This is a genomic window from Massilia sp. Masssp93, assembly GCF_059491295.1.
The window spans coordinates 3,213,440-3,229,603 of sequence record NZ_CP168502.1 but is presented as its reverse complement, the minus strand read 5'-3'; the positions used below and the strand labels follow the sequence as shown (position 1 = coordinate 3,229,603).

Here is a 16,164-nt window from a genome sequence, read left to right as displayed (position 1 = left end):
GCAGCAAGTTCGCGATAAATTTTGCCTGATGAGTTAGCTGATATATAATTCGTATACGTTCTATATATGGAGTATATGATGGGCATCGTTAACATCGAAGACGAGCTGCACGACCAGATTCGCAAGGCGAGCACCGTATCGTGCCGATCCATCAACGCGCAGGCCGCGTTCTGGGTCCGCATCGGCATGCTGTGCGAACTGCATCCGACCCAGAGCTTCAACGAGATCATGGCGCGCGAACTGCGGGCGGCGGGCGTCGTCCCGCAAGCCCTCAAGGTGGCGTCATGACGAAGCGGCCGGAAGAAATCGCGCTGATGGCGGCGGCGGGCAAGCTGCTGGCGGAGGTGTTCGGCCACCTCGACCGCCTGGACCTGATCGGCATGACGACCATGCAGGTGAACGACCTGGTCGACGACTTCATCGTGCACACGCTGGACGCGCGCCCCGCCAGCAAGGGGCAGTACGGCTTCGCCTACGCCATGAACACGTCGCGCAACGACGTCGTGTGCCACGGCGTGCCGTCGGCGACGGAGGTCCTGCGCAGCGGCGACATCGTCAATTTCGACATCACGCTCGAAAAAGACGGCTACATCGCCGACTCCAGCAAGACCTATCTCGTGGGCGACGTGGCGGCGGAGGCACGGCGGCTCGTGCAGGTGACGTACGAGGCGATGTGGAAGGGCATCCGCGCGGTCCGTCCCGGCGCGCGGCTGGGCGACGTGGGGCATGCGATCGAGCGGCATGCGCGACGCCACGGATATGCCGTCGTGCGCGAATACTGCGGCCACGGGATCGGGCGCGAGATGCACGAACCGCCGCAGGTGCTGCACTGGGGCCGTCCGCGCACGGGCCTCGTGCTGCGCGAAGGGATGGTATTCACCATCGAGCCGATGCTCAACGCGGGCCGGAACGCCGTGCGCACCGAGGACGACGGCTGGACAGTGGTGACGTGCGACGGGGCGTTGTCGGCGCAGTTCGAGCACACGGTGGCCGTCACGGGCAGCGGCGTGCGCGTGCTGACCTTGCGGGCCGGCGAAAAGATGCCGAACTAATACGTTTCCGTGGGTCAATTAATACGTTACAACTTGATTTGTAGAATCTGACGTTTCCCGGTGTTACTATTTGGGGCTACGTTTGGAGGAAGCATGGTTGTACGCCGGTTATTTTTGGGCCTGCTGCTCGTCTGCCAGGCGGCCGTGGCCCAGCCCGGCGATCCGCATGCGGACTTCACCCGCGAACTGACCGCCATCCGGGAAGAGGCCTACGTCACGCCGCGGGCGGCGCTGCGCCGGCTCGACGTCCTGAGGCAGGGCCACACGGGCCGCGAACTGGGCCAGGTGCTGGTCGTGACGAGCGGCGCCTATTGGTGGCTCAAGGACATGAACCGGGCCGTCGACGCCGCCCTCGGCGCGGAACGCCTCGGCCGCGAACTGCATGACGACGACCTGCTGGCCCAGGCGATGCTGCACCATGCGTATGCGCTGTCCAAGTACGTGCACGACCAGGAAGCGGCCCGCCGCCTGGTGCAGGGCGCCGCGCGCCTCGCGGACGACACGGCCGATCCCTATCTGAAAACCGAGGCGCTCGTCACGCAGGGCATGCTGGCTGAAGAGGATGGCGACACGCCCGGCGGCATCGAACTCGTGACCCGCGCGGTGGACGTCGCCCGCGCCGGCAACGATCCGGACGCGTTGCAGATGGCGTTGCGCGAACAGGCGCGCCTGCTGGCCGGCGTCGGCAAATTCACCGAGGCGCTGGCGCGCACCGACGAGATGATCGCCGCCGCGCGCGCGCGCGGCATTCCCGGCCAGCTCGCGCACGCGCGCCTGGCCGAGTACGCGACGGCCGCGCGCGCGGGCAATCCGAAGCGGGCGGAAAGCGCGCTGCGGGCCGCGGTCGACCTGCTCGAGAAGCTCGATGCGCAGGAGCGGCTCGCGGTGCCGCTGGCGAACCTCTCCGAACTCTACATGCAGGGCCGGCGCTACGGCGAAGCGGAGCGGGCGGCCACGAAGGCGCTGCGCATCTCGCGCGCGGTCGGCGACGACTACGGCATCCGCCTCGCCACGTTCGAACTCGGGCTCACGCAGATCTATTTCCGCAACATCGCCGAAGGCAGGGCCATGGCGGACAAGGCGCTCGAGGCCCTGAAGAACGACGACCAGTACGTCCGCATGCTGCTCAATTACGGCCATGCGCTGGGCCAGGTCGGCTTCGGCGAGGCGGCCCTGACGATCTACGAGAAAGCCGGTTCCGTGTCCCTCGCCGCGTGGCGCAAGGAAAAGGAGCTGTCGTACGAGGCGCTGCAGCGCGCGCGCGACAACCAGAAGAAGCAGTCGGAGCTCGCCGCGCTCCACCACGAGAGCGTATTGAAAGCCGCGGAATTGAAGGGCGCGCGGCGCCAGCGCAGCCTGTGGGTGGCCCTCAGCGCCACGACGTGCGTCGCCGTCGTCCTGATCGCCTTCCTGTACGGGCGCGTGGCCAAGGCCAACAAGGCGCTGAAGCAGAAGAACGAGCAGCTGTTCATGCAGAGCACGCGCGATTCGCTGACGGGGCTCTTCAACCGCCACTATTTTTACGAGCAGGTCGTGCCGCGCCATCACCGCCAGGCCGGCGCCGCAACGGACCGGCGCGCCGGCGGCGAGGGCCGCACGGGCGGCGTGTTCCTGCTGATGGACATCGACCGCTTCAAGTCGATCAACGACACGCTGGGCCATGGCGCGGGCGACGTCGTGCTGAAGAACGTCGCGGCGCGGCTGGCCGCCACCTTGCGCGAACAGGATGTGCTGATCCGCTGGGGCGGCGAGGAATTCCTGGCCTACCTGCCCGGCATCGGCACGGAGGAGGCGCGCCAGGTCTGCGCCCGCGTTCTGGCGGCCGTGGGCGGCACGCCGATCGCGCTCGACGACCGCGAACTCACGGCGACGATCTCGATCGGCTTCTGCCCGAAAGCCCTGCATCCGGACGCCCACGATCCCGACTGGGAGCAGCTGGTGCACCTGGCCGACCTGTGCCTGTACGCGGCCAAGACGGGCGGCCGCAACCAGGCCGTCGGCATCCTCGACGCCGGCGTGCTGGCGCCGCACGTGATCGCCGCGGCCGACGCGGACCTGAAGCGCTCGGCGACCGACGGCCACCTCGCGCTGCTGACCGTCAGGGGCCCGGCCGTCGTGCCGGCCCGGGCGGCCGCCTGACCATCGTCATCCCGCGCCGAGCTGCCGTTCCCAATACCCGGGCGTGTTGTACACCGCCTTGAGGTGATCGATGAAATGCCGGATCTTCGCCGGCAGGTAGCGCTGCTGCGGGAACACGGCCTGGATCGGGTAATTGCCGACCGCGTACTCGTCCAGCACCGTCACCAGTTCGCCCCGTTTCAGCTCGGCCTGGATCTCCCACGTGGAGCGCCAGCCGATGCCCAGTCCCTGCTTGACCCAGTCGAACAGCAGCTCGCCGTCGTTGCAGGCGAGGTCCCCGTCCACGCGCACGGCGAACAGCTTGCCGTCGCGCCGGAACGTCCACCCGCGCTGCTGGCCGCCCTGCAGGTTGAAGGCCAGGCAGTTGTGCTGCGCGAGGTCTTCCGGCGTGCGCGGCACGCCGTTGCGCTCGAAGTAGTCGGGCGTGCCGCAGACCACGCGCCGGTTCGGGAACAGCGGGATCGCGACGTAGTTCGGGTCCGTGACTTCGCCGATGCGGATCGCCATGTCGTAGCCTTCCCGCACGAGGTCGACGACGCTGTCCGTGAAGTTGAACGACATCTTGAGTTCCGTGTGGATGGCGCGGAAGGCCGGTGCCTGCGGCGCCACATGCTTGCGCCCGAACGCCGCCGGGGCCGACACGACGAGGTGGCCGCGCACCGTGCTGCGGCCCGCGCTGATGCTGTTTTCCGTGATGTCGAAATCGCGCAGCAGCTGGCGGCACGGTTCGATGAACTGTTCGCCCAGCGCCGTGAGCGTGAGGCCGCGCGTCGAGCGGTGCATGAGGCGCACGCCGAGGCGCTGTTCGAGGGCGTCCAGGCGCCGGCCCATGACGACGGGCGTCACGCCCTCCGCGAGGGCGGCGCCGGCGAAACTCCCTTTTTCCGTGATGAGGACAAAACTCCGTATTTCGGTGTAGCGATCCATGCTGTCTTTCTCATTCAATACTTAAAGTATCGACAGTGCCGATAATAGCAGCAATTCATCTTGTGCTGGGTAATCGATATGCTGGGTCGTCAGTCAAAACCAACCAATGAAACGGAGGAGAACATGGCCCGAATGAGAGCGATCGACGCCGCAGCGGAAGTGCTGCGCAAGGAAGGTGTGAGCACGGTGTTCGGCGTGCCCGGCGCCGCGATCAACCCGTTTTACTCGGCAATGAAGAAAAACGGCGGCTTCGAGCACGTGCTCGCCCGCCACGTGGAAGGCGCCTCGCACATGGCCGAGGGCTACACCCGCGCCAAGGCCGGCAACATCGGCGTCTGCATCGGCACCTCGGGTCCGGCCGGCACCGACATGATCACGGGCCTGTACTCCGCCCTGGCCGATTCGATACCTATCCTATGCATCACGGGCCAGGCACCGCGTGCCCGCCTGTACAAGGAAGACTTCCAGGCCGTCGACATCGAGTCGATCGCCAAGCCGGTCACCAAGTGGGCCGTCACCGTGCGCGAGCCGGACCTCGTCCCGCGCGTGTTCCAGCAAGCCTTCCACATCATGCGTTCCGGCCGCCCCGGCCCGGTGCTGATCGACCTGCCGTTCGACGTGCAGGTGGCCGAGATCGAATTCGACATCGAGACCTACGAGCCGCTGCCGGTCTACAAGCCCGCGGCGACCCGCGCCCAGGCCGAGAAGGCCCTGGCCATGCTGAACGCGGCCGAGCGTCCGCTGATCGTCTGCGGCGGCGGCGTGTACAACGCGGATGCCGCGGCGCGCCTGCAGGAATTCGCCGAGATCGTCGGCGTGCCCGTGATCCCGACCCTGATGGGCTGGGGCGCGATTCCCGACGACCACCCGCTGATGGCCGGCATGGTCGGCCTGCAGACGTCGCACCGCTACGGCAACGCGACGATGCTGGAATCCGACTTCGTCATCGGCATCGGCAACCGCTGGGCGAATCGCCACACCGGCTCCGTCGACGTGTACAAGAAGGGCCGCAAGTTCGTCCACATCGACATCGAACCCACGCAGATCGGCCGCGTGTTCGGTCCGGACTACGGCATCGTCTCCGACGCCGGCGCCGCGCTGGACCTGATGATCGACGTCGCCCGCGGCATGAAATCGATCGGCGGCCTGCCGGACCGCAGCGCCTGGGCCGCGCAATGCCAGGAACGCAAGCGTACCATGCTGCGCAAGACGCACTTCGAGAACTCGCCGATCAAGCCGCAGCGCGTGTACGAAGAAATGAACCGCGCGTTCGGCAAGGACACGACGTACGTCAGCACGATCGGCCTGTCGCAGATCGCCGCCGCGCAGTTCCTGCACGTGTACAAGCCGCGCAACTGGATCAACTGCGGCCAGGCCGGCCCCCTGGGCTGGACCGTGCCCGCCGCGCTGGGCGTCGTCGCCTCGGGCGCCAAGACGGACGTCGTCGCGATCTCGGGCGACTACGACTTCCAGTTCATGATCGAGGAACTGGCCGTCGGCGCGCAATTCAAGCTGCCTTACCTGCACGTCGTCGTGAACAACGCCTACCTCGGCCTGATCCGCCAGTCGCAGCGCGGCTTCGACATGGACTACTGCGTCCAGCTGGCGTTCGAGAACATCAACGCGCCGGACCTCGGTGCCTACGGCGTCGACCACGTGGCGGTCGCCGAAGGCCTCGGCTGCAAGGCGATCCGGGTGCGCAACGTCGACGACATCCAGCCGGCGTTCTCCGAAGCGAAGGCCCTGATGGCCCGGCACCGCGTGCCGGTGATCGTCGAGATCATCCTGGAGCGCGTGACCAACATCTCGATGGGCACGGAGATCGACGCCGTCAACGAGTTCGAGGCGCTGGCCGAACAGCCGGGCGACGCACCGACCGCCATCCGCGCCTGAACGCGGCCGGCACTGAAAGAGTAGGAGACAAACATGCCAAGATTTGCAGCCAACCTGACGATGCTGTTCAACGAACTGCCGTTCCTCGACCGCTTCGAGGCCGCGCACGACGCGGGATTCAAGGGCGTCGAGTATCTGTTCCCGTACGGCTTCGAGAAGGAAGCGCTGGCGGAACGCCTGCAGCAGTTCGGCCTGACGCAGGTCCTGCACAACCTGCCGGCCGGCGACTGGGACAAGGGTGAGCGCGGCATCGCCGTGCTGCCCGGCCGCGAGGCCGAGTTCCGCGAGGGCGTGGCCCGCGCCATCGAGTACGCCAGGGCGCTCAACTGCCGCCAGGTGAACTGCCTGGTCGGCATCGCCCCGGCGGGCGTCGATGCGGGCACCTTGCGCCGCACCGTCATCGAGAACCTGCGCTACGCGGCGACGCAACTGAAGCAGGCCGGCATCCGCCTGCTGATCGAGCCGATCAACACGTACGACATCCCGGGCTTCTACCTGAACACGACGCAGCAGGCGCTGGACCTGATCGAGTCGGTCGGCGCGGACAACCTGTTCGTCCAGTACGACGTCTACCACGCCCAGCGCACGGAAGGCGAACTGGCGAAGACGGTCGAACGCCACCTGGCCAAAATCGCGCACATCCAGGTCGCCGACAACCCGGGCCGCAACGAGCCGGGTACGGGCGAGATCAACTACCCGTGGCTGTTCAAGCACCTGGACCGCATCGGCTACGACGGCTGGATCGGCTGCGAATACAAGCCGGCCGCCGACACCCGCGCGGGCCTGGACTGGATCGCCAGGCTGGCCGCGCAGTAAGCCCTGTCACCAAAAAACTGAAGGAGAATCATCATGGCAAACATCGGATTCATCGGCCTGGGCATCATGGGTGCCCCGATGGCGGGTCACCTCATCAACGACGGCCACACGCTGTTCACGAACACCGTCGGCCCGACCCCGTCGGCCCTCGTCGAAGCGGGCGCCCGCGTGTGCCTGAACGGCGCCGAAGTGGCATCGCAGTCGGACATCATCTTCATCATGGTCCCGGACACGCCGCAGGTGGACGAGGTCCTGTTCGGCAAGGACGGCGTCGCCTCAAGCCTGAAGGCCGGCAAGATCGTCGTCGACATGAGCTCGATCTCCCCGGTCGCCACCAAGGACTTCGCCAAACGCGTCAATGCGCTGGGCTGCGAATACCTGGATGCGCCGGTGTCGGGCGGCGAAGTGGGCGCCAAGGCCGCGAGCCTGACCATCATGGTCGGCGGCAGCGAGGCGGCCTTCGCGAAAGTGAAGCCGCTGTTCGACAAGATGGGCAAGAACATCACGCTCGTCGGCGGCAACGGCGACGGCCAGATCACCAAGGTCGCCAACCAGATCATCGTCGCGCTGACCATCGAAGCGGTGGGCGAGGCGCTGCTGCTGGCCGCCAAGGCCGGCGCCGATCCGGCCCGCGTGCGCGAAGCGCTGATGGGCGGTTTCGCCAATTCGCGCATCCTCGAAGTGCACGGCGAACGGATGGTCAAGCGCACGTTCGCGCCGGGCTTCCGCATCGACCTGCACCGCAAGGACCTGAACCTGGCGCTGACCACCGGCCGCCAGCTCGGCGTGCCGCTGCCGAACACCGCCACCGCGCAGGAACTGTTCAACACCTGCGCCGCGCACGACGGCGGCAGCTGGGACCACTCGGCCATGGTGCGCGCGCTCGAGATGATGGCGAACTTCGAGATCGGCCAGAAGCAGTAACGCCAACACAACGCCAACGTGCGCGTGGGCTCGGGGAGCCCACCCTACCGTGGGGTGGGCGCCGCGTCCACGCGAACGCCAACGTGACGCGAAAGCGTTCGAGATGTGTAGGGTGGGCGGCCCTCCGCCCACGCGTTCAACCGGCGTGTGATTGGCCGCGATGCCCCTCCATACCGGAGCCGCATGAACGCGTGGGCACGTGGTGCCCACCCTACGACAAGCCGTCCGTTTCGAGGCGGTATCGGGAACCGAACAGGAGACTTTGATGACTACGATGAATCCGCGCGAACTGCTCGCCAGCATGTTCACCGCCGCCGTGGATGCGGCCCAGCCTTCGCTGTGCATTCCGCGCAACCTGCCGGCGCCGCCCAGGGGCCGCACGGTCGTGATCGGCGCCGGCAAGGCGTCGGCCGCGATGGCCCAGGCGCTGGAGCGGAGCTGGCCCGGGCCGCTGTCGGGCCTCGTCGTCACGCGCTACGGCTATGCCGTGCCGTGCGAGCGCATCGAGATCGTCGAAGCCGCCCACCCGGTGCCCGACGCCGCCGGCCGCGAAGCCGCCCAGCGCATGCTGCGCACGGTGCGCGGCCTGTCGGCGGACGACCTCGTGATCTGCCTGATCTCCGGCGGCGGCTCGTCGTTGCTGCCGCTGCCGGGCGAGGGCGTCACGCTGGAAGACAAGCAGGCGATCAACCGCGCGCTGCTCGCGTCCGGCGCCAGCATCACCGAAATGAACTGCGTGCGCCGCCACCTGTCCGCGATCAAGGGCGGCCGGCTGGCCGCGGCCTGCCACCCGGCGCGCGTGGTCAACCTCCTGATTTCCGACGTCCCGGGCGACAACCCGATGGACATCGCATCCGGCCCCACCGTGGCCGATCCGACCACCTGCGCGGACGCGCTGGAAGTCGTGCGCCGCTATGGCATCGACTTGCCCGAGGGCGCGCGCCGCCTGCTGGAATCCGGCGCAGGCGAGACGGTCAAGCCGGGTGCGCGCCGCCTGGAACACGTCGAAACGCACATCGTCGCCTCGCCGCAGATGGCGCTGGAAGCGGCGGCGCAAGTCGCCCGCCAGGCCGGCGTCACGCCGCTGATCCTCGGCGACAGCATCGAAGGCGAAGCGCGCGACGTGGCCAAGGTCATGGCCGGCATCGCCCTGCAGGCCAAACGCCACGGCCAGCCGGTGGCGGGACCGTGCGTGCTGCTGTCCGGCGGCGAGACGACCGTCACCATCCGCGGCGACGGCCGCGGCGGGCGCAACGTCGAATTCCTGCTGGCGCTCGCCGTCGCGCTGGACGGCGCTGCCGGCATCCACGCGCTGGCGGGGGACACCGACGGCGTCGACGGCGCCGAGGAAATCGCCGGCGCGTTCGTCACGCCGGACACGCTGGCACGCGGCTGGGAGCGCGGCATGCCGCCGCGCGCGAGCCTCGAGAACAACGATGCGCACACGTTCTTCCGTGCGCTGGGCGATTCCCTCATCACGGGTCCCACGCTGACCAACGTGAACGATTTCCGCGCGATCTACGTGGCCTAGATGTGATGTTTCAATAGGTTGTTCATTCGGATTGGAATTGAGAAACTGGAAATCGCCAAACCCCCAGTTCTCAAGGAAGCCAACCGAATGAACATCCATAAGAATGCCCGATTGACCTTCGTTCGTCGAGTCGAAATGGTCCAAGACGTCCTCAAGGCCCGCCTGCCGGCCTGTCACGTGGCGCAGCTATACGGCGTCAGCGCCCCGACTGTGCGCAAGTGGGTGGGACGGTTTCTGGCTGAAGGCAAGGCTGGATTGACCGATCGTTCATCGCGTCCGAATCACAGCCCACGTGCCATCGACGAATCGAAGGCGCTGACGATCGTCGAACTGCGCAAGAAACGGTTGACGCAGGCACGCATCGCCGAGTATCTGGCGCTATCGAAAGCGACCGTGAGCCGGGTGTTGGCGCGCGCTGGGCTGGCGCGACTGTCCGATCTGGAGCCGGCCGAGCCGGTGCAGCGTTATGAACATGAAAAGCCGGGTGATCTTATCCATATCGACACGAAGAAACTTGGGCGTATCGAAAAGACCGGACATCGCGCCACCGGCGACCGGCGTGATCGCAGCCGTGGTGCCGGATGGGAAGTGCTGTTCGTGGCAGTCGATGACCATGCGCGTATCGCGTACACCGAGCTGTATCCTGACGAATCGCAGGAAAGCGCCTGTCGCTTCCTGGCCAACGCCCACGCGTATTACTGCTCGCTGGGGGTCAGGCCCAAACGTCTACTGACCGATAACGGCTCACCTTTCCGGGCAAAGAGCTTTGGCCGGATTTGCGCAGGCCTGGAACTGAAGCATCGCTTTACCAAGCCCTACCGGCCACAGACCAACGGCAAGGCCGAGCGCTTCATCCAGTCAGCGCTGCGTGAATGGGCTTACGGCTTCGTCTACAAGACCTCAAGCGAGCGCGCCAACATGCTGCGCGACTGGATCCATCACTACAACTGGCATCGCCCGCACCAAGGCATCGGCGGCAAAGCACCGATGTCCAGGCTCTCAACCAACCGAAACAACCTCTTGCAACTTCACACCTAGACCACGTTCGCGCACCCGAGACTTCCCTTTAGCGGGTACGCCGCGGCGGCGGCGTACCCGTTTTTTTTTTATTCCAAGACTAGGACTGATCCCATGCTACGCCAACGCCGCGCCCGCATCCTGGCCACACTCGGCCCCTCCAGTTCCACCCCCGATCAAATCTATGCGCTGGCATTGGCCGGCGCCGACGTCTTCCGCCTCAACTTCAGCCACGGCAGCCACGACGACCACGCCGCGCGCTTCAACACGATCCGCGCCGTCGAGCGCGACATCGGTCGTCCCATCGGCATCCTGATGGACCTGCAGGGACCCAAGCTGCGCGTCGGCCGCATGGCCGGCGGCAAGGCGATGCTGGAGACGGGCAGCCGCTTCCGCCTCGACCTCGACAGCGCCGAGGGCACGGCGGCCCGCGCCGGCATGCCGCACCCGGAAATCTTCGCCGCGCTGCGCCCCGGCACCGACCTGCTGCTGGACGACGGCAAGCTGCGCCTGTGCGTGGACGCCTGCGGCCCCGACTTCGCCGAGACGACCGTGATGGCCGGCGGCGTGCTGTCGGACCGCAAGGGCGTCAACGTGCCGGGCGTCGTGCTGCCGATCTCGCCGCTGACGAGCAAGGACCGCGCCGACCTGGCGTTCGGCCTGGCGCTGGGCGTGGACTGGGTCGCGCTGTCGTTCGTGCAGCGCCCCGAAGACATCGTCGAGGCGCGCGCCCTGATCGGCGACCGCGCGTGGATCATGGCCAAGCTGGAAAAGCCCGCCGCGATCGATGCGCTGGAGGGTATCGTCGCGCTGGCCGACGGCATCATGGTGGCGCGCGGCGACCTGGGCGTGGAACTCCCGCCGCAACAGGTGCCCGTGCTGCAGCGCCGGATCGTGCATGCCGCGCGCGCCGCCGGCCGGCCCGTCGTCGTCGCCACGCAGATGCTGGAATCGATGACGTCCGCGCCGGTGCCGACGCGCGCCGAAGTGTCCGACGTCGCCACCGCGATCTACGAGGGCGCCGACGCCGTCATGCTGTCGGCCGAATCGGCGTCGGGCCAGTATCCGGTGCAGTCGGTCACCGTGATGGACAACGTGATCCGCGAAGTGGAGCAGGACCCGCGCTGGCGCGACGGCCTGGACGCGAGCCACAAGCCGGCCGACAGGACGACGGCCGACGCCATCTGCTGCGCGCTGCGCCGCGTGACCAACCTGCTGGCGCCCGCCGCGACGGTGACGTACACGGCCAGCGGCGCGACGTGCCTGCGCGCGAGCCGCGAGCGGCCGTCCGCGACTATCCTCGCGCTGACGCCGCGCGCCGAGATCGCTCGCCGCCTGGCGCTCGTGTGGGGCGTGCATCCGGTGCCGTTCCAGGAAGCCGAGGGGTTCGAGCGCATGGTGGCGGACGGCGTCGCGGCCGCGCAGCAGCACGGCCTGGCCGACGTGGGCGACGACGTCGTGGTGGTGGCGGGCTTCCCGTCCGGCCGCCCGGGCCGCACGAACCTGCTGCACGTCGTGCGCGTGGGCGAGGAACCCGGCATGTGACATTCCGCGCATCTTCCCGCGTGGCGTGTCTGGTAACGTAGCATCCCACCACCGACAGGAGATGCGCACCATGGAGCACATGAAGACCCAGTTGGAAAAAGCGCAGGCGTTCGTCGACCTGCACCGGCGCGGCAACTGCTTCGTCATCCCGAACCCGTGGGACGCGGGATCGGCGAAGCTGTTGCAGCACCTGGGTGTGCCGGCGCTCGCCGGCACCAGCGCCGGCTTCGCGTTCTCGCAAGGGAAGACGGATCCGACCATCACCGTGCAGGACATGCTGCCGCACCTGGCCCAACTGGCCGCGGCGACGGACCTGCCGCTGTCCGCCGACCTGCAGTCGGGCTTCGGCCCATCCGCCGACGATGCGGCCCGTACGATCATCGACGCGGCGGCGACGGGCATCGTGGGCGGCTCCATCGAGGATGCGACCGGCGATCCGGACGAGCCGCTGTACGACATCGGCCTTGCCACCGACCGCATCCGCGCGGCGGCCGAGGCGGCACGCTCGCTCGGCTTCAAGTTCGTGCTGACGGGCCGCGCCGAAAACTTCCGCGTCGGCAGGCCGGATCTCGGCGACACCATCCGCCGCCTGCAGGCATACCAGGAGGCCGGCGCGGACGTGCTGTTCGCACCGGGCCTGCGCACCGCGGACGAGATCGCGGAAGTCGTGCGGTCGGTCGACCGGCCGGTCAACATCATGATGGGCATGCCCGGCATGCCGCTCACGGTTCCCGAACTGGCCCGTCTCGGCGTCACGCGCGTGAGCCTGGGCGCGTCGCTCGCGCGCGCCGCGTACGGGGCGCTCGTGCGCGCCGCGCGCGAAGTCCTGGAGCAGGGGACCTTCGCCTACGCGGACGATGCGCTCGACGCCGCGACGCTGAATCGCATCTTCGCGCCGGCCTGAGTTGTACCGGAACGGAACACCCGGGTGATCCGAAGTGGCGCAGTGGCGTGCGTGCGGCCGTCGATGCCGTAGCGCCTGGCCCTGGAATGGTTCCTGCAGTGATAGCAGCGACAAACTATCACGGAGACAGGGACCCCACCGACCATGGCACAACGTACGAACCTGCGCGCGGCCGTGCTGGCGGCCGCCGTCGCGGCCCTCTGGCACGGAGGCGCTGCAGCCGATCCATTGCCGGCCGTCGTCGAAATCGTCGGCACGTCGCCGCTGCCGGGCCTGGGCGTCGCGCGCGAACGGATCGCCGCGAACGTGCAGACCCTGGACGGCGCCGCCGTCAACGCTACGGACGGCGCCACGCTGCCGGACGCGTTGAACCGCCGGCTGGGCAGCGTCTTCGTCAACGAAATCCAGGGCAATCCACTCCAGCCGGACGTCAACTACCGCGGCTTCACGGCGTCGCCGCTGCTCGGCACGCCGCAGGGACTGTCGGTGTACATGGACGGCGTGCGCATGAACCAGCCGTTCGGCGACGTCGTCGGCTGGGACCTGATCCCGCGCGCCGCCATCGCGTCGGTGACACTGATGCCGGGCTCGAATCCGCTGTTCGGACTGAACACGCTGGGCGGCGCGCTCGTCGTCCGGACCAAGGATGGCGAGCACGATCCCGGCACGGTGCTGGATGCGCAGGCGGGCGGCTACGGCCGCGCGGAGACCGGATTCGAGCACGGCGGCCATGACGGACGCGGCCTGCACTGGTACGTGACCGGCACCGCGTTTCGCGACCACGGCTGGCGCGACGATTCGCCCACGCGCCTCGGCCAGTTGTTCGGCAAGGCCGGATGGCGCGGCGGGTCGAGCGACGTGGCGCTGAGTGCCGCGTTCTCGTCCAGCCACCTTGCCGGTAACGGCTTGCAGGAGGAGCGGCTGCTCGCGCGGGACGCCGCCAGCGTCTACACGAAGCCGGACGTGACCAGGGACCGCGCCGCGCTGCTGAATCTGACGGCCAGCCGCGACGTCGGCGCCGGCGTCCAGTTGTCCGGGAACGCCTACTACCGCCACATCCGCACGTCGACCGTCAACGGGGACCTGAACGACGATGCGCTCGTAGACGACGCGCCGAATGGACTCGTCAACCGCACGGCCAGCACGCAGACGAGTGCGGGATTGAGCGGACAGGCGTCCATGTCCGGCGGGCTGACGGCCGGCGCGGCGTTCGACGCCAGCCGCGTGGACTTCCGCCAGAGCGTGCAATTCGGCGCCGTGAATCCGGACCGCGGCATCGCGCCGGTCGGCGTGTTCGACGACGACAGGGCGGTCGACCTCGACGGCCGCGCGCGCACGTGGAGCGTGTATGCGACGGACACGCTGCGCCTGCGCGACGGCCTGCACCTGACCCTGTCCGGCCGCTACAACCGCACGGCCGTCCACAACCGCGACCGCATCCATCCCGGCGGCGGCAACGGTTCGCTGGACGGCGACCATCGCTACGGCCGCTTCAATCCCGCGGCCGGCATGACGTGGTCGCCGTCGCGGCAACTGAATGCCTATGCCGGCTACGACGAAGGCAGCCGCACGCCGACCGCGGTGGAACTGGGCTGCGCCGATCCGGCGAATCCATGCAAGCTGCCGAACGCGATGGCGGGCGACCCGCCGCTGCGGCAGGTCGTCACCCGCACGTGGGAAGCGGGCGTGCGCGGGACGATCCGCGGCGTGCGCTGGAGCGCCGGCGTGTTCCGCGCGACGAACCACGACGACATCCTGTTCGTCGCCGACGACGCGGCGGGCTTCGGCTATTTCCGCAACGTCGGCCGCACGCGCCGCCAGGGCGTCGAGCTGGGCGCCGACGGCCATGCCGGCACGGTGGCGATGTCCGTGCACTACACCTACCTGGCCGCGACGTTCGAAAGCGGGGAGACCATCAACGGTGCCGGCAACAGCAGCGCGGATGCGGACGGCAATATCGCGGTCCGCCCCGGCGACCGCCTGCCCCTGATGCCGCGCCACGTGGTCAAGGCGCGCGCGGAATGGCACGTCACGCCCGCGTGGTCGGCGGAACTGGGCGTGCAGGCCGTATCGGATTCGACGGCGCGCGGCAACGAGAACGGCCTGCATCGTCCGGACGGCACGGGGTTCCTGGGCAGCGGCAGGACGGCGGGCCATGCCGTGTTCGACCTCGGGGCGACCTTTGCGCCGGCGCCGCGCCTGCGCCTGTTCGCCCAGGTCGACAACCTGTTCGACCGGCGCTACGCGACGGCGGCGCAGCTCGGCGCCACCGGCTTCACGGCGGACGGCACGTTCATGGCACGGGGCGGCGATGCCCGCGTCGTGCACTCGGCCTTTTATGCGCCCGGCGCCCCGCGCACGATCCGCTTCGGCGTGCGCTGGACGTTCGACTGAGCCTGCACACGCTTCACACCCACAGCCGGTACATCCAGAACGACTCGTCGTCGACGAAGCGGCGCGCGAATTCCGCCGGCGCGAACCCGGTGATGCGGCGCACGGCGCGCGTCATGTGGGCCTGGTCGGCGAAGCCTTCGTCCAGCGCCATCGCGGCCCAGTCGAGCCGCTGGCCGGCATCGTGGCGGTCGCGCGCGGCGAAGAACAGGCCTTCGGTGCGCACGATCGCCTGCCATTCGCGCAGCGAGCGGCCGCTGAACGACTTGATGCGGCGCTCGACGTGCCGCGGGCTGTGTTCGCGCCGCCACTCGTGCGCCTGCCACGCGAGGCGTTCGACCCAGTGCCGGCCGAGCTGGCGCAGCGACGCCTGGCCGGAATCGCGCCCGCGCAGCGCCTGCCAGCGGCGCGCGAGGTGGCGCTCCAGCACGCCGGCCAGATCCTCGTCGGCGCTGGCGCGCAGCGCGTCCCAGAACGGCGTCCATTCGGCGCCCATGACGTCTGCCGCCGGCACGAACCGGTCCTGGATGCGCGCGAGATCGAGCCCGAACAGGGCTTGCGCGGCGTCGGCGCGGAAGAGCGCCATGCAGCCGTGTCCCGTCGTCGGCGCCCAGGTCGTGCTGGGATCGGCCTGCGTGCCCGAGACGACGCAGGATGAGCCGAACGGTTGCCATGCCAGCCCGTGCGCGCCTTGCGTGACCTGGCCGATGTCGACGTCGCGGAACCACGACAGCGTGACGAGCGGCGACGACGGGAAATGCGACAGGCGCTGGACATCGTCGAGGTGCAGGCCGCGGGTATCGCGCCCGGCCAGCGCGACGAGCGCGCCCTGCAGCGAGGGCGGGGGCAGGCGCAGCCAGTCGGTCGGCCGGCCGGACGGCGCGGCGCGCGGCGCGCGCGCGAGCGGGTCGGGGCAGGTCAGGGGTTGGGTCGGCATCATGGCGTGCAAGTATAGCAACGATGTCATTTCGTTCACAGGACTGCCCGCAGCCATGCCATGGCCCGTGTGCACGCTTTTTATATGG

The 16,164-nt window shown here is 68.5% G+C and carries 13 protein-coding genes; 11 read left to right on the top strand and 2 right to left on the bottom strand.

What is annotated here, in order from left to right:
* Positions 1–78 precede the first annotated feature (78 nt).
* The 3 genes from ACEN9Q_RS13205 (at position 79) to ACEN9Q_RS13195 (ending at position 3,191) form a co-directional block, all read left to right on the top strand.
* Positions 79–288 carry a ParD-like family protein gene (locus ACEN9Q_RS13205; RefSeq protein ID WP_105376928.1) on the top strand — a complete coding sequence of 70 codons (210 nt, stop codon included), beginning with the start codon at positions 79–81 and terminating at the stop codon, positions 286–288.
* Positions 285–1,052, top strand: coding sequence for a type I methionyl aminopeptidase (map, locus tag ACEN9Q_RS13200; protein ID WP_495628760.1), 768 nt, complete (start codon positions 285–287; stop codon positions 1,050–1,052). Before ACEN9Q_RS13205 ends, map begins: the two co-directional genes overlap by 4 nt.
* Positions 1,053–1,145: 93 nt before the next feature.
* Positions 1,146–3,191 (top strand): GGDEF domain-containing protein, encoded by a 2,046-nt coding sequence (locus ACEN9Q_RS13195; protein ID WP_495628759.1) that lies wholly within the window; start codon positions 1,146–1,148, stop codon positions 3,189–3,191.
* 6 nt (positions 3,192–3,197) lie between these two features.
* Here the strand turns inward: ACEN9Q_RS13195 and ACEN9Q_RS13190 are convergent, their stop codons facing one another.
* Positions 3,198–4,118, bottom strand: coding sequence for a LysR family transcriptional regulator (locus ACEN9Q_RS13190; protein WP_495628758.1), 921 nt, complete (start codon positions 4,116–4,118; stop codon positions 3,198–3,200).
* 123 nt (positions 4,119–4,241) lie between these two features.
* Between ACEN9Q_RS13190 and gcl the strand changes: the two genes are divergently transcribed.
* The 8 genes from gcl (at position 4,242) to ACEN9Q_RS13150 (ending at position 15,142) form a co-directional block, all read left to right on the top strand.
* Positions 4,242–6,011 carry a glyoxylate carboligase gene (gene gcl / locus ACEN9Q_RS13185; RefSeq protein WP_495628757.1) on the top strand — a complete coding sequence of 590 codons (1,770 nt, stop codon included), beginning with the start codon at positions 4,242–4,244 and terminating at the stop codon, positions 6,009–6,011.
* A gap of 33 nt (positions 6,012–6,044) precedes the next feature.
* Positions 6,045–6,827 (top strand): hydroxypyruvate isomerase, encoded by a 783-nt coding sequence (gene hyi / locus ACEN9Q_RS13180; RefSeq protein WP_495628756.1) that lies wholly within the window; start codon positions 6,045–6,047, stop codon positions 6,825–6,827.
* Between the two features lie 33 nt (positions 6,828–6,860).
* On the top strand, positions 6,861–7,751 hold the full coding sequence (locus ACEN9Q_RS13175; protein WP_495628755.1) for a 2-hydroxy-3-oxopropionate reductase: 891 nt from the start codon (positions 6,861–6,863) through the stop codon (positions 7,749–7,751).
* A 265-nt stretch (positions 7,752–8,016) separates the two neighbouring features.
* The gene (locus ACEN9Q_RS13170) at positions 8,017–9,282 is read left to right on the top strand and encodes a glycerate kinase type-2 family protein (RefSeq protein WP_495628754.1); all 1,266 of its coding nucleotides are present in this window, start codon (positions 8,017–8,019) and stop codon (positions 9,280–9,282) included.
* Positions 9,283–9,369: 87 nt separating this feature from the next.
* A complete protein-coding gene (locus tag ACEN9Q_RS13165; RefSeq protein ID WP_495626212.1) occupies positions 9,370–10,320 on the top strand; it encodes an IS481 family transposase in 951 nt (316 codons plus the stop codon).
* 93 nt (positions 10,321–10,413) lie between these two features.
* Entirely contained in the window at positions 10,414–11,844 is a 1,431-nt protein-coding gene (gene pyk, locus ACEN9Q_RS13160; RefSeq protein ID WP_495628753.1) for a pyruvate kinase, read from the top strand.
* Positions 11,845–11,923: 79 nt separating this feature from the next.
* Positions 11,924–12,748 (top strand): isocitrate lyase/PEP mutase family protein, encoded by an 825-nt coding sequence (locus tag ACEN9Q_RS13155; protein WP_495628946.1) that lies wholly within the window; start codon positions 11,924–11,926, stop codon positions 12,746–12,748.
* A gap of 144 nt (positions 12,749–12,892) precedes the next feature.
* The gene (locus ACEN9Q_RS13150) at positions 12,893–15,142 is read left to right on the top strand and encodes a TonB-dependent receptor (RefSeq protein WP_495628752.1); all 2,250 of its coding nucleotides are present in this window, start codon (positions 12,893–12,895) and stop codon (positions 15,140–15,142) included.
* 13 nt (positions 15,143–15,155) lie between these two features.
* On the opposite strand, the gene ACEN9Q_RS13145 is transcribed toward ACEN9Q_RS13150, so the two are convergent.
* Positions 15,156–16,076, bottom strand: coding sequence for an AraC family transcriptional regulator (locus ACEN9Q_RS13145; protein WP_495628751.1), 921 nt, complete (start codon positions 16,074–16,076; stop codon positions 15,156–15,158).
* Between the last annotated feature and the right edge of the window lie 88 nt (positions 16,077–16,164).